The following is a 12,968-nucleotide window of genomic DNA, read 5'->3' on the forward strand; positions in this document are numbered from 1 at the left end:
TTAACTCGTTCAAAAGGAATTGATAGAGATGAAGCAACAAGTGCTATAAATTGGATTTCCTACAACATCATCATGAAGGAAGGGCTGTTTATATAGCTACCTATTAAGGATTGATGAAAAGAAATTCGAAGTTTATATTTATGTCTTAAAGTGTTCGCTATGTATGTTTTTAGACTTTCTGAAATTAAAGATTATGAGTGTTTTTAAAATGAATAGAGTGAAAATGAAAAAATATAGTAGGACTTTTTTTCGCAATGCTTCTAACCCCGTAAAGATTTTTTATATTTTTATAAACTCATCTTTTCTTTTGTTTTCGCTGCTTACTTTTAATGCAGGTACTATTTCTTATTTTTTTAATTTTTTAAAATGTCATTATAATAGATGCCCGCATCATGTTTATAGATATAGAGCAAATAAAATTAGCCAGATTAATTTCGAAAACAAATGTGATTTTTTTGAAAATAAAAGAATTGCAATTATTGGGAATGCCAGTAGTTTATTGAGTAAAGGATATGGCGATCTTATTAATGATTATGATGTTGTTATAAGGATTAATAGGGCTAATATAGTTGATGAAGTTGCTCAGGGAAATAAAACAACCGTTTGGGCTACATCTTTTAAATATGAAACTACGTTAGATGGGTATGAGTTTTTAGTTTGGCTTACTCCTTTTTTTCATAGTCGCCGTTGTTATCCTTCAAAAGAAATGCTTCAAAATGGTTTGTTGTTATATTCTTTTGATGAATGGAAGTCTCTAGGAGATTCGATTGGTGCATACCCCACATCCGGACTAATGATACTGGATTTTCTTATGGGAAATACAAAGTACAAAAATATATCTTTATTTGGTTTTGATTTTTTTAAAACCCCCAATCATTATGAAAATAAAATTTTTGATGGCCATAAATTTCATGATTTTAATAGAGAGGAGGTTTATGTAAGTGAGATCGTTAAAAATAAAAAAAATAGAGTCGAACTGTATGTATAAAGCTATTGTATTAAATGATACCAGAAGGGACTTTGGTCATATTGGTTGTAATCTTGTATCAAAATAAACTCTTTATGTAAAAAAGAGTACTCGCTAGGTTTCATAATCCCAAAAAAAGCGTGGATCGCTTATTGTTGAGACCCAGTGAGTGTTACAGCGTAATATTCACTTAACGCCTTCCATTGCTCTCTGTTGCCGTCTTGTCGAACATTGGTTTTCTTCAGTGAGATCTTCTGTGAACCGGCAATCGGAGTCGGTTTAGGGGCTGGTTGTTTGGGTCTTCTAACTTCTGTGCCGTTTAAGAGAGACATCATTCTGAACCATAGGTCATCGGCTTTTGGTGCTAGTTTTAAGAAGAGCTCGTCTTTAATAGCATCTTGGTGAAGAGAATGAGCAGGGTACAAAACACCGCCATAGCCAATGGGCAGCAGTCTTTGATCATTTGACTCCGTGTTCTTATGCATTTTCCATTGTTTGTATGGTAGTAACTCACCATTCTCATCGTAAGAAATGAGACGGCATTCATTGGCAATGATGCTTTTGGGATGCTGTAAATGCTCATTATATAAAGATGCTAACCAAGTGGAATGATAAATAAGGTCATCATCACACGTGACGAGCGTATGCTCAGGGAATTCTTGCAAAGCGTAAATCAGTTTTCTGTGTGAGCAAGTCAGTCCATCTTGAAAACGAATCTCAAAAATATCGCCTTGTAACTCAGCCAATTTAGATGGAATTTGATTTTTAAGGTCTTGGTGTAACCAAAGTAGAATTCTCTCTGGTTTCTGGGGCTGGTTTAAGATGCTACGAATGGTGAGATCGATAATGTTTAATCTTGAGGGTATCGACGTCAGAGTCACTATGATTGGTAAAGATTCACCATTCTTACGTTTCAATTCTTCTATTGGAATGCGCTTTAGCTTTAACGCTGTTAGTAAGGCTGGTAGGTATTCTTTGAGTTTCAACGCTATTCCCTTTTTAGGTATGACTTGTTTGATACTGCTCGCTATTCTCTATTAGTCGGCTTATATCATCAATACTTTTGTATATTAGATATGCTAAACGAAAAAAACCGCTTAACTAGTAAGCGGTTTTATCTTCTCGCACTGAGTCTACAGTAAAGTGTTTACTCAGCCTTTTCAATACCGTGCAATTCAACCACAAACTTAAGTGCTGCGTTTGGTGGAATTGGGCCTGTGCCACCCGGGCCATAGGCTAGGTCAGATGGGATGTAAAGTTCGTATTTTGAACCAACCGGCATAAGCTGTAGACCTTCGGTCCAGCCTGGGATTACGCCGTTTAGTGGGAAGGTAATTGGCTCGCCACGTTGGTAAGAGCTGTCGAAGACGGAGCCATCCATTAGGGTGCCTTCGTAATCCACTTTTACCGTATCCGTTGCGGCTGGTTTCTCACCCTCACCGGTGGTGATGACTTTATACAGTAAGCCAGATTCTGTTTTCTGTACGCCATCTTCGGCTTCTTTTTCTTTCAGCCAAGCTTCCGATGCTGCTTTTGCTTCTTCGGCTACTTTTTGTTGAGCCAGTTGCTCTTTTTCCATTTCTGCTTGCTGGTAAGCTTGGATGGTTTGAGTCACTTCTTCCATTGTCATTTGAAGCTCTTTCCCTGCTGTCGCATCTTCAAAGCCAGCGACGAAGCTTTTGACATCTAAGTCTGAGAAACTTTGTGACATACGCGTACCAAGCATGGTGCCCAAGCTATAGCCTAATTTTTGTTGTTTGGAGTCTAAAGTGGCTGCGCTAGCGTCTTTGTGGTCATCTGCGTGAGCAAAAGCAACAGAGGACATTATCAAGGTCGCGATTAGAGTTTTCTTCATAAAAAGTGTTCCATTGTTTAATTAATTATTACTGAGTGGAGTCAGATTTAAAGACGGAGCTCGATTTCATACTGTTCTTTTTGTGCCAGTAGATTGACAGGTTGACGACAAAGCAGAAAGTGCAATATACGCCTTGTGCTTTGCAAAATCAGATCCGCCGCTCTTTTGTCACATTAGTGTTCTAACATAAGCTTGACTGCTTAAGCCAATTCTATGTGTTTCACTATATCAAAGCGACCCCTTCACCTGCACACTTTGTTTTGAGTTCCAAAAGATCTCTCTTTTATTTAGAGAACGGTTCCACAAAGCACAAGACGTAAAGTGAGATTAATCCTCGTTTATGTAGTGAAACAATCGCTTTTACAAAAGCATGACAGTGTTTGCGAAAGGCCGTTTCTTTACATTCCGGTCTTTACGGTTTTTTGACGATTAAAGGTAACCCCTCCCCCTCCCCTTAAAAAGGGGAGGGGACGCTTTTGGTCCTCCCCTTTTTTTCAAGGGGGAGTTCTCCTTTGGTTCTCCCCCTTTTTAAGGGGGAGTTAGAGGGGGTTGCAGGTAAGTGATAGACAAAACCCCACCCTAGCCCTCCCCTTGGTAAGGGGAGGGAACGCTTTTGGTTCTCCCCCTTATTAAGGGGGAGTTAGAGGGGGTCAAAGCCAACTTATCCCCACTCTTTAACTCATTCCAAGAAAAAGCGGAATCAGCACAGGGACTAAAATACTCATGATAAAGCCGCTGGCAATGCACACCGGGACGATTTGTGAACCGTGGAATTTGCCTAACATGGGTAAGGTGAAATCCATGGCGGTGGCGCCAGAATAGCCAACTGATAAGTGGCTGTTGATGCGGGCTAAAAAGGGGATGAACATTAGAGCGATGATTTCGCGGCTTAAATCCAGCAAGAAGGCGGTGGTGCCAAGCACGGGATCGCCTAGCCCAGTAATGAGTATGCCTGATAAACTGTACCAACCAAATCCAGAGACAACGGCCAGCCCTTGATACCAGGTTAAGTCCAACATAAAGCTGCTCAGCCAACCTGCAAGCAGTGTCGTGACTATGGTGACTAGGGCGATGATCACGCCTTGGCTATTCAGAAAGAGTTTGCGTAAGCGATAGTTGCCTTGTCGTAATTGGCAACCGATTAAAAACAACAAAAAGTACAGCAACCAAGTCACGTATTCGTCTATGTTTAAGGTCCAGTTTTTGCCGATAACGCCAAGTGCTACGCCGCCAATGACCCAGCTAATGGTTTTTAAGGCGTCTAGTAAGGCTTGTTTGAGGCTCGCAGAAGCGGCTTGTTCAGGGTTGTTCCCCATGTGTTTATTAAAACACTTTCCACTGACATACAGTCCCAAAAGGCTGAAGCTACTGACCAGTAAGATTAAGATGACAGCCTGATAGCCGGCAACGAATAGTTTATCGAGTAAGTTATCCAGTGAACCTAAGCTGAAACCAATGAGCCCGAGGATCAAGTAAACCAGTTGTTCCAGCCATTTGGCGACCCGTTCTGGGGTGAAAGGTTTGAGGTGTACCCAATAGCCGAAAAGTAAAGCGATAAGAAGTGGACCTAATGTGGTGAGCATTGCCATGAATACGTCGTCCCAGACAAGATGTAAAAGAGGCGGTATTTTGTCGGCTAATGGTGAGGAGTTCAAGCTTCTCGTTGTTTTTTAAGGGGAGTTCTTCTTTGGTTCTCCCCCTTATTAAGGGGGAGTTAGAGGGGTTGCAGGTGAGTGATAGACGTTAACCCCCCCCTAGCCCTCCCCTTGGTAAGGGGAGGGGACGCTTTTGGTTCTCCCCCTTAATTAAGGGGGAGTTAGAGGGGGTTGCAGGTGAGTGATAGACCTTAACCCCACCCTAGCCCTCCCCTTGGTAAGGGGAGGGGACGCTTTTGGTTCTCCCCCTTTTTAAGGGGGAGTTAGAGGGGGTGCATTGTTTGTTGCATGGTGTTAGATTAGCCGCCTTATTTTGGCTGTATGGATGTGGTGCCTGTGGTGAAGCGTTTTGCTGTATTAAAAGAAGTTCTGCATTTGCTGTTTCCAATGGTTCTGACGATGACGCTTGAGCTGTCGATCAGTGTTGTGGATACGATTATGCTGGGCCACTACGATGCCTTGCATTTGGCGGCGGTTGGGCTTGCTTCTAGCTTGTGGATGCCGATTGGGTGTTTTTTGATTGGGGCGACGTTTGGTTTAACACCACTGGTAACAAGACATTTACATGGCCGTCAGCCTAAACTGGTGAATTTGTACATGTCTCAAGCAGTTGGGTTGTCTGTCGTTCTGGGCATTGTGGCGATTTTACTGACGGTGTTCTTGCTACCTCACTTTGCTCGTATGATGGCGACTGAACCTGAAACACGGGATGTTTCGGTTGCGTATCTGTATATCTTTGCACCCGCTTTGCCTATGCTGGCACTGATGACGGCTTATAAAAACTTGTTCGAAGCGGCAGGACGTCCTGGCTTTCCTTTGATGGTGGCCAGTATGGGACTGTTGCTGAACATTCTGTTTAATTACGTGCTGATTTTTGGCCGTTTTGGTTTTCCTGAAATGGGAGCAAAAGGGGCGGCCATTGCGTCTTGTTTGTCCTTGTATTTGGCGGTGTTCTTTTTCGTGGTGTATGACAAGTTTTGGAACAAACACCCGCTCTTTACGCGCATCGTCTGGCGTTATGTTCGTCAGTTTGGCATCTTGCTGAACGTGGGCATGCCGGCGGGTTTTGCCTTTGCGTTTGAGGTTGGCTTATTTTCATCGATGACCTGGTTGATTTCGTCTTTTGGTGATTTGGCGCTTGGCAGTGGTCAGATTGTCATGTCGTATACTTCCTTTCTGTTTACCCCAATGATGGCCATGAGCGCGGTGACTGCCATTGTGGTGGCAAAGGCGATGTCAAAAGAAGGTGTCGACGGTGTGATGAAGCGCCTGCGAGTGATCGTGATGCTCGGCTTAGGGTATGTTGGTGTTTGTTTTGTGATTACACAGATGTTCAACGAACAAATCCCTTACCTTTACAGCAGTAATGCAGAGGTCGTTGCTCTGGCCGCCAGTATCCTATTAATCTCCTCTTGTTACCAACTGCCCGATATGTTGCAAACCGTCTTTACGGGGGCGTTGCGTGGTTTTAGAGACACTCGCTCGTCGATGATTGCCTTTGGTGTCTCTTTGTTTGGATTAAGTATGCCGCTCGGTTTTTGGCTATCGCATTATAGCCCTTGGTCTGAGACACTGTCCCTTCGAGGTTTTTATATTGGCCTAGGGGCTGGGTTGACCTTGTTAGCGGGTATTTTAATATTGCGTTTCCGGTTTGTTTTGAATCGTTACAAGGGCAAACGTATCTCATCGCCACGGGAAGTGGCTTAGTCTTTTGATTTAATTATTTTTGGTTTGAACTCTTTAATTCAAGTAATAGGGTAAATGGAATGAAACAGATTTTAGTCACAGGTGGTGCGGGGTTTATTGGCAGTCATACTTGTGTGGAGCTGTTGCAGCAAGGGTATGAAGTTATTGTGGTGGACAATCTCTGTAATGCCAACCCTGAAGTTTTTAATCGTATCCAAACCATTACCAATCAATCGGTGACTTTTTATGAAGCGGATCTGCTTGATCGGTTCGCCATTGAGGCTATTTTTGAACAACACCGTATCGATGCTGTTATTCATTTTGCTGGGCTAAAAGCAGTTGGGGAGTCCACTCAGATTCCTATCACCTATTACCACAATAACCTGACCAGCACTTTGCTGTTGTTAGAAGTGATGGCAAAGCATCAGGTGTTTAATCTTGTGTTCAGTTCATCTGCTACTGTGTATGGCGAGCATAACCCGATTCCCTATGTGGAGCATTTTCCTTTAAGTTCGACGAGCCCTTATGGTCGTACTAAGGTGATGATAGAGCAGTTTTTACAAGACGCTTTTGTTTCGGACCCAAGATGGAATGTGTCTTTGTTGCGCTATTTTAATCCTGTTGGTGCGCATCCAAGTGGTTTAATCGGTGAAGACCCAAATGGCATTCCCAATAACCTTATGCCTTTCATTGCTCAAGTTGCCGTCGGTAAACGTGAAAAACTGAGTGTGTTCGGTGGGGATTATCCGACTCACGATGGCACGGGCGTACGTGACTATATTCATGTTGTGGATTTGGCTCTAGGCCATATCAAAGCACTCCAGAAACTAGAAGAACAGCCATCGGCTAGTATTGAAGCTTATAACTTGGGGGCTGGAAAAGGTTACAGTGTATTAGAGGTAGTCGCTGCATTTGAAAAAGCTTGTGGTCATTCGATTCCTTATGCAATTGAACCAAGACGAGCCGGTGACATTGCTGAGTTTTATGCGAATGCAGACAAAGCCAAAGCCGAGTTGAATTGGGAAGTCTCGCTAACTTTAGAAGACATGTGTCGAGATGTTTGGCAATGGCAAAGCCAAAATCCTAATGGGTTTGGTGACAGGTAATTTATAACCCCACCCTAACCCTCCCCTTCGAAAGGGGAGGGAACAAAATATTAGGCTCTCCTTTTATAAAGGGAGGGAGCAAATTTTATAACCCCACCCTAACCCTCCCCTTCGAAAGGGGAGGGAACAAATTACTGGGCTCTTCTTTTATAAAGGGGAGGGAGCAAATTTTATAACCCCACCCTAACCCTCCCCTTCGAAAGGGGAGGGAACAAAATACTAGGCTCTTCTTTTATAAAGGGGAGGGAACAAATTACTGGGCTCTTCTTTTATAAAGGGGAGGGAGCAAATTACTAGGCTCTCCCCCTTAATAAGGGGGAGTTGGAGGGGGTTGTCTTAAAAGGGCTAAATACTAAATCTGGTTAAACCCACGACAAGTCTCAATAAGCCCATCTATGTCCATATGTTGTTCAACGCTGTTGGCCAGTCGGTCAATTTCGCTTTCTCTGTGTTGGCGATAATCAAAAGCTTGGCTTTGTTGATGTCCCGCCCAGTTAAGTAGGGCGTTTAGGGCATCTGGATGGTCAAATAAACCGTGTAGGTAGGTGCCGATGATTTGTCCATCGGCAGATCGATAACCTTCTACTTCGCCATTCTCCAGTTCGACCAAGGGGGCATGGGCTTGAGTGAATTGAGACACGCCTGAGTGTATTTCATAACCTGTGATCTCAGCGTGTTCCTGTATCAGTTTACCTTGTCGTTGTTTGAGCTGTTTTTCTTCTTTTAAGACGGTTGTCATGGGGATAAAACCAAAGCCATTGGTTTGTGTGCCTGGTGTTTGGTTTTCTAGCCCAAGGGGATCGGATAGGTGCTCTCCGAGCATTTGAAAGCCGCCGCAGATACCAATGACGTTACCACCGTATCTAAGGTGTTTTTGTAAATAGCTTTCCCAGCCTTGTTGGCGTAGAAACGCCAGATCACTTTGTACGCTTTTGCTGCCCGGTAAAATCACGAGATCAGCCGCTGGAATTGGCTCATTGGCACCCACTAATGTGACTTGTACCTCTGGGTGCAAGCGCAGGGCATCCCAATCGGTATGATTACTGGTGCGTGGCATTATGGGAATGACCACTTGCAGTTTGTCTGTCGAATGGTCCTTGATGGGACTTTGGGCGACGGCGTCTTCTGATTCTAAATGAAACCCTGTCAAATAGGGTAAGACCCCTAATACAGGCTTTCCGGTTCGTTCTTCTAACCAATCTAATCCAGACTGTAATAGACTAATGTCCCCGCGAAAACGGTTAATCACAAAGCCGATTACTCTGTCTTGTTCGCTTTGGCTGAGCAGGTCTAATGTGCCAACTAGATGAGCAAAGACACCGCCTTTGTCTATGTCGGCAATGATGATGACAGGGCAATCAATGCTTTCCGCAAAGCCCATGTTGGCAATGTCACGAGCGCGTAGGTTGATCTCAGCTGGGCTGCCCGCGCCTTCAATTAATACCGTTTGATAGTGTGAGGCAAGACGATGGTAGGAATCCAAAGCGGCCTGCTTGGCGATGCTTTTGTATTGGTGATAGCCGACTGCATTCATGTTGCCCACGGCTTTGCCTTGAATGATGACTTGGGCGCCGGTGTCTGTGTTGGGTTTGAGCAGTATGGGGTTCATGTCCACATGGGGTTCTAAGTAAGCCGCCTGCGCTTGTACCGCTTGAGCGCGGCCGATTTCATGACCATCTTGGGTGACCGCGCTGTTCAGCGCCATGTTTTGTGGTTTGAAGGGCGCAACCGAGAGTTGGCGTTTTACTAAGAGCCGGCATAGTGCTGTCACTAGGGTGCTTTTCCCAGCATCAGAGGTTGTCCCTTGGACCATTAAGCTAAAGGCAGGCATGAAGTCATCACGTTTTAAGTCAATAAGGTGGTAGAATTCTACCCAATGTTTCGATCACTGAAAAACGACCAATATTCATGATGACTTCAATTTTTGACTTTATATCGACGAATGCCCTCATTTTAATCATTGCTTTGCTGCTGGACCGATTAATGGGGGAGCCTAAATCATGGCACCCATTGGTTTGGTTTGGCCGATGGGTGGATTTGGTGCGCCAATATACGGTGGCGCCTCATACGGCTAAAGCTAGTCAACAAAAACGAGCGGGTGTTATCGCTTGGGGGTTGGCCGTTATTCCTTGGTTATTGATTTTAGGTGGTTTGTTTTGGTTGTTACCGACTTGGTTAGACCGCAGCCTTTCAGTATTGATCGTGTATTTTGCTATTGGTTGGCAGAGTTTAAGGGAGCATGCGTTTGCCATTGCTGACCCCTTGCAGAAAGCCGTCCAAGGCGATTCATCTGGGTTACCGCAAGCACGACAGGCGGTTGGTTATATTGTGAGCCGTGACACACAAAACTTAAGTGAGGAAGAGGTGGCGAAAGCGGGTGTTGAGTCCGTGCTAGAAAACGGCAGCGATGCTATTTTTGCGCCGATATTTTGGTTCGTGGTTGCCGGTGTGCCGGGGATCTTGCTTTATCGTCTTGCCAACACATTAGATGCCATGTGGGGTTACAAAAATGACACCTTTATTCACTTTGGTTGGTTCGCGGCGCGTTGCGATGATGTGTTGAATTATTTGCCCGCGCGCTTGGTGGTTTATACCTATGGTGCCTGTGGTCAATGGCAGGCGGCGTTGCGTTCTGCTCGTCGTCCCTCCGCCAGTTGGAAAAGCCCTAATGCTGGTCCAGTCATGGCGGCAGGGGCTGGGGCGTTAGGTATTCAAGTCGGTGGAAGTGCGCCCTATTTTGGCAAAGTAGAAGAGCGCCCGGTTTTAGGCGAAGGGGAGCAGGCTCAACCAAAAGACCTGATACGAGCCGTTGAGCTGGTGGACAGAAGCGTGTACTTATGGGGATTGGTCATATGTCTGCTGTTTTAAATAACGCCAATTTAGACGTGGCCAGTTTGCCGCATGGCGGGGATTTAGCGCGCTGGCAACGACAAGAAGGCGATCAGGCTTCAACCTGGTTGGATTTGTCTTCCGCCTGTAATCGCGAACCTTGGCCAATTCCTGATTTCCCTAAAGCCCTTTGGATGGCGTTACCAGATCAAGCGGCATTAATGCAGTCGGCACAGTCCTATTATGGTGTTCGCCCCACTGTGATTGCTTCCGGCAGTCAACAAATCATCGAAGCTTTACCCATCTTGAAGCGTGAGCAGCTTACCTCAGAATGTAACCCGTCCAATCGTGTCTTTGTCCCTAGGATTGGTTACCAAGAGCACGCTTTTGCCTGGCAAAAATGGGGGTTTGAACTGGCTTATTATGATGACTTAAGAGAGTTACTTGATCAGTCTTGGACGGCCGCTGTTTTGGTGAATCCAAATAACCCGACTGGGGAGTGGACGGATTCTGAATTGGCTTTGAACGTGTTGGCTCACGCGAAAAAACAACAGGCTTGGTTTGTTGTTGATGAGGCGTTTATTGATGTTCAGCCTGAGTTCAGTCTATTGAACCGATTGGGTGAACACATTGATGAACAAATCGAGGGTCAGCATGGTTTTGATGCTTTGTTTGTATTGCGTTCAGTGGGCAAATTTTTTGGTTTGGCCGGTGCGAGAGTAGGCTTTGCTTTTTGTCACCCCGACTGGCAGCAGAGTTTAAATAATCTAATGGGACCTTGGCCTGTGGCCAGTGCCAGTTTGCATCTAGTGGATTTGGCTTTGCAGGATACCGCATGGCAGTTGGCGGCAAAGGACAGTTTAGAAGCTCGGCAACGCTACTTTTCGGAGAAAGTGTTACCTAAGTTCCATACCATCTTCGACTCACAAGATTATACCCTTCATCCTTTGTTTGTGACTTGGCGCCTATCAGATCAAGGTTATGCAGAACAGGTGTTTGCTATGTTGCATGAGGTGGGGGTGCATACTCGTTTAGGGGATGGTTGGATACGTGTCGCGATGCCGGCTATGTCGGAAATAGAGACGTTAGACGCTTTGTTAATACGATTATTAAAAGGGGCGGGAGGCCGAGATTTAGCATGAAGCATTTGGTACTGGGTGGCGTTCGTAGTGGTAAAAGTGCCTTTGCACAAGATTTGGTGGCAGAAACCGGTAAGCCAGTTTGTTATGTGGCGACGTCTCAAGTTTGGGATGATGAGATGGCGCAACGAGTTGAGCGGCATAAACGGAATCGTCCGGAGCAATGGCAACTGATTGAAGAGCCGATTGCTTTGGCTGAAACACTTCATCGTCTCAATAATACGCAGCAGGCGGTGATTGTGGAATGTTTTAGTCTGTGGCTCAGCAACCTTTTATGTCTTGAGGATGATCAAACCTTTGAGCGCGAACGCCAATCTCTATTGAGTGCTGTGGAGCAATTTCAAGGGGATTTGGTGTTAGTTTCCAGTGAAGTTGGTTTGGGGATTATGCCGATGAACGCATTGGCTAGACGCTTTGCGGATGAGGCGGGAATGCTCAATCAGGCTTTGGTTAAATTGACCGATCGGGCCACTTTTGTTGCGGCCGGACTGCCAATGCCGTTAAAATAGCATGCCTTCCATTACCTAACATCGTCCTTTGAATCAATACTCACTGTACATGCTGTTTATGTGCTGAGTCTTTTTCTTAAGACGATCTATTAATTTTTGAATTACGATAGCTTTAAAGCATAGGAGCCTTGATGACCCCTTATTCAAAAGATTTTCCTGTTTCTTGGGAAGAGCTGCATAGAAATGCACGTGCTTTGTCTTGGCGTTTGCTTGAGCAAGGCCCTTGGAAAGGCATTATTGCGATCACGCGTGGTGGTCTGGTGCCTGCGGCTATCTTGTGTCGCGAAATGGACATTCGCCTAATAGATACCATCTGTGTTGTGAGCTACGGTGCTGATGAAGAAGGTGGCGCGGCAATGAAGCAAGGCGATTTAAATGTGTTAAAAGGCGTGGACGGTGATGGCGAAGGGTTCATTCTGATCGATGATCTTGTCGACACTGGTCGTACGGCAGCGAAAGTGCGTGACATGTTGCCGAAAGCACACTTTGCGACCATTTATGCCAAACCCGCAGGCAAACCATTAGTTGATACCTTTGTTACCGAGGTGAGCCAAGACACTTGGATTCGATTCCCTTGGGACATGGAATATACCTTCTCTACGCCTCTGGCTGACCGTCAGCCAATCTAGATTCAATTCCTATCTTATTGAATTCCTGAAATAAAAAACGAGAGTTTGCAAATTTACACAAATCTCTCGTTTTTCTTGCCGCTTTATAGTCTACATTTAAATATTATTTAACAGAAAAAGTGACGAACACATTTTGTCGTTTTTAACCTGCTTTATCACTCTTACAGGAATTTTATATGAGTATTAGGTTAATGAAAGTCGCCTTGGTCGCTTTATTGTCAATGCTGGCAATATCAGCCTGGGCAGAGGGTTCGGTTGCTCGAGCGCAGTTCGCAACGGATGTGGTGGATCGCGAACCCATTGATGACATAGGTGAAGAGGTTAAAGTCAAATATGGCGCGATTCAGCGAGTGTATTTTTTTACTGATTTACGAGACATGTCGGGCAGTGAAGTCTCTCACCATTGGACTCTTGATGGTGAAGATATGGCGGATGTGTCGTTTGAGATTGGTGGGGACCGTTGGCGTGTTTGGTCCAGTAAACGTTTGATGCCAGGTTTTGATGGCAAATGGCGTGTCGATGTAGTGCGAGACGGCGAAGTGATTGAATCCCATTCTTTTGACTATGTCGATGAAGAGTAGCGCCATTTTATA

General features: G+C 44.9%; 12 protein-coding genes. 8 read left to right on the forward strand and 4 right to left on the reverse strand.

Annotated elements, in window-relative coordinates; genetic code table 11:
• Positions 1 to 223: 223 nt before the first annotated feature.
• Positions 224 to 988 carry a glycosyltransferase family 29 protein gene (locus tag ACHUFM_RS07230; RefSeq protein ID WP_394180972.1) on the forward strand — a complete coding sequence of 255 codons (765 nt, stop codon included), beginning with the start codon at positions 224 to 226 and terminating at the stop codon, positions 986 to 988.
• 128 nt (positions 989 to 1,116) lie between these two features.
• On the opposite strand, the gene ACHUFM_RS07235 is transcribed toward ACHUFM_RS07230, so the two are convergent.
• From ACHUFM_RS07235 to ACHUFM_RS07245, 3 genes are all read right to left on the reverse strand, one after another.
• Positions 1,117 to 1,953 (reverse strand): hypothetical protein, encoded by an 837-nt coding sequence (locus ACHUFM_RS07235; protein WP_394180974.1) that lies wholly within the window; start codon positions 1,951 to 1,953, stop codon positions 1,117 to 1,119.
• A 161-nt stretch (positions 1,954 to 2,114) separates the two neighbouring features.
• Positions 2,115 to 2,822: an FKBP-type peptidyl-prolyl cis-trans isomerase gene (locus ACHUFM_RS07240; protein ID WP_394180976.1), complete on the reverse strand. Its 708-nt coding sequence runs from the start codon at positions 2,820 to 2,822 to the stop codon at positions 2,115 to 2,117.
• Positions 2,823 to 3,496: 674 nt separating this feature from the next.
• On the reverse strand, positions 3,497 to 4,411 hold the full coding sequence (locus tag ACHUFM_RS07245; protein ID WP_394180978.1) for a LysO family transporter: 915 nt from the start codon (positions 4,409 to 4,411) through the stop codon (positions 3,497 to 3,499).
• Between the two features lie 387 nt (positions 4,412 to 4,798).
• Here ACHUFM_RS07245 and ACHUFM_RS07250 point away from each other — a divergent pair, with 387 nt between their 5' ends.
• Together ACHUFM_RS07250 and galE are read left to right on the forward strand one after the other, a co-directional pair.
• Positions 4,799 to 6,184, forward strand: coding sequence for an MATE family efflux transporter (locus ACHUFM_RS07250; protein WP_394180980.1), 1,386 nt, complete (start codon positions 4,799 to 4,801; stop codon positions 6,182 to 6,184).
• A gap of 59 nt (positions 6,185 to 6,243) precedes the next feature.
• Entirely contained in the window at positions 6,244 to 7,269 is a 1,026-nt protein-coding gene (gene galE, locus ACHUFM_RS07255) for a UDP-glucose 4-epimerase GalE (protein WP_394180982.1), read from the forward strand.
• Between the two features lie 352 nt (positions 7,270 to 7,621).
• Here galE and ACHUFM_RS07260 read toward each other — a convergent pair whose 3' ends face one another.
• Entirely contained in the window at positions 7,622 to 9,100 is a 1,479-nt protein-coding gene (locus ACHUFM_RS07260) for a cobyric acid synthase (protein ID WP_394180984.1), read from the reverse strand.
• Between the two features lie 77 nt (positions 9,101 to 9,177).
• Here ACHUFM_RS07260 and cbiB point away from each other — a divergent pair, with 77 nt between their 5' ends.
• From cbiB to ACHUFM_RS07285, 5 genes are all read left to right on the forward strand, one after another.
• Positions 9,178 to 10,137 (forward strand): adenosylcobinamide-phosphate synthase CbiB, encoded by a 960-nt coding sequence (cbiB, locus tag ACHUFM_RS07265; protein ID WP_394180986.1) that lies wholly within the window; start codon positions 9,178 to 9,180, stop codon positions 10,135 to 10,137.
• Positions 10,122 to 11,240, forward strand: a complete 1,119-nt coding sequence (locus tag ACHUFM_RS07270) for an aminotransferase class I/II-fold pyridoxal phosphate-dependent enzyme (protein WP_394180988.1) — start codon at positions 10,122 to 10,124, stop codon at positions 11,238 to 11,240. Before cbiB ends, ACHUFM_RS07270 begins: the two co-directional genes overlap by 16 nt.
• Positions 11,237 to 11,746, forward strand: coding sequence for a bifunctional adenosylcobinamide kinase/adenosylcobinamide-phosphate guanylyltransferase (gene cobU / locus ACHUFM_RS07275; RefSeq protein ID WP_394180990.1), 510 nt, complete (start codon positions 11,237 to 11,239; stop codon positions 11,744 to 11,746). Before ACHUFM_RS07270 ends, cobU begins: the two co-directional genes overlap by 4 nt.
• Positions 11,747 to 11,877: 131 nt before the next feature.
• Entirely contained in the window at positions 11,878 to 12,375 is a 498-nt protein-coding gene (gpt, locus tag ACHUFM_RS07280) for a xanthine phosphoribosyltransferase (RefSeq protein WP_394180992.1), read from the forward strand.
• 176 nt (positions 12,376 to 12,551) lie between these two features.
• Entirely contained in the window at positions 12,552 to 12,956 is a 405-nt protein-coding gene (locus ACHUFM_RS07285; RefSeq protein WP_394180994.1) for a DUF2914 domain-containing protein, read from the forward strand.
• Positions 12,957 to 12,968: the final 12 nt, after the last annotated feature.

Origin of the sequence: Marinomonas posidonica, from assembly GCF_043643765.1 — a bacterium.
GTDB lineage: Bacteria > Pseudomonadota > Gammaproteobacteria > Pseudomonadales > Marinomonadaceae > Marinomonas > Marinomonas posidonica_A.

Bases quoted from the DNA above. Each gene is read 5' to 3' on its own strand.
- ACHUFM_RS07230 (WP_394180972.1), top strand. From the start codon at position 224: ATGAAAAAATATAGTAGGACTTTTTTTCGCAATGCTTCTAACCCCGTA.
- ACHUFM_RS07240 (WP_394180976.1), bottom strand. From the start codon at position 2,822: ATGAAGAAAACTCTAATCGCGACCTTGATAATGTCCTCTGTTGCTTTT.
- ACHUFM_RS07245 (WP_394180978.1), bottom strand. From the start codon at position 4,411: ATGGCAATGCTCACCACATTAGGTCCACTTCTTATCGCTTTACTTTTC.
- ACHUFM_RS07250 (WP_394180980.1), top strand. From the start codon at position 4,799: ATGGATGTGGTGCCTGTGGTGAAGCGTTTTGCTGTATTAAAAGAAGTT.
- galE (WP_394180982.1), top strand. From the start codon at position 6,244: ATGAAACAGATTTTAGTCACAGGTGGTGCGGGGTTTATTGGCAGTCAT.
- ACHUFM_RS07260 (WP_394180984.1), bottom strand. From the start codon at position 9,100: ATGCCTGCCTTTAGCTTAATGGTCCAAGGGACAACCTCTGATGCTGGG.
- cbiB (WP_394180986.1), top strand. From the start codon at position 9,178: ATGATGACTTCAATTTTTGACTTTATATCGACGAATGCCCTCATTTTA.
- ACHUFM_RS07270 (WP_394180988.1), top strand. From the start codon at position 10,122: ATGTCTGCTGTTTTAAATAACGCCAATTTAGACGTGGCCAGTTTGCCG.
- cobU (WP_394180990.1), top strand. From the start codon at position 11,237: ATGAAGCATTTGGTACTGGGTGGCGTTCGTAGTGGTAAAAGTGCCTTT.
- gpt (WP_394180992.1), top strand. From the start codon at position 11,878: ATGACCCCTTATTCAAAAGATTTTCCTGTTTCTTGGGAAGAGCTGCAT.
- ACHUFM_RS07285 (WP_394180994.1), top strand. From the start codon at position 12,552: ATGAGTATTAGGTTAATGAAAGTCGCCTTGGTCGCTTTATTGTCAATG.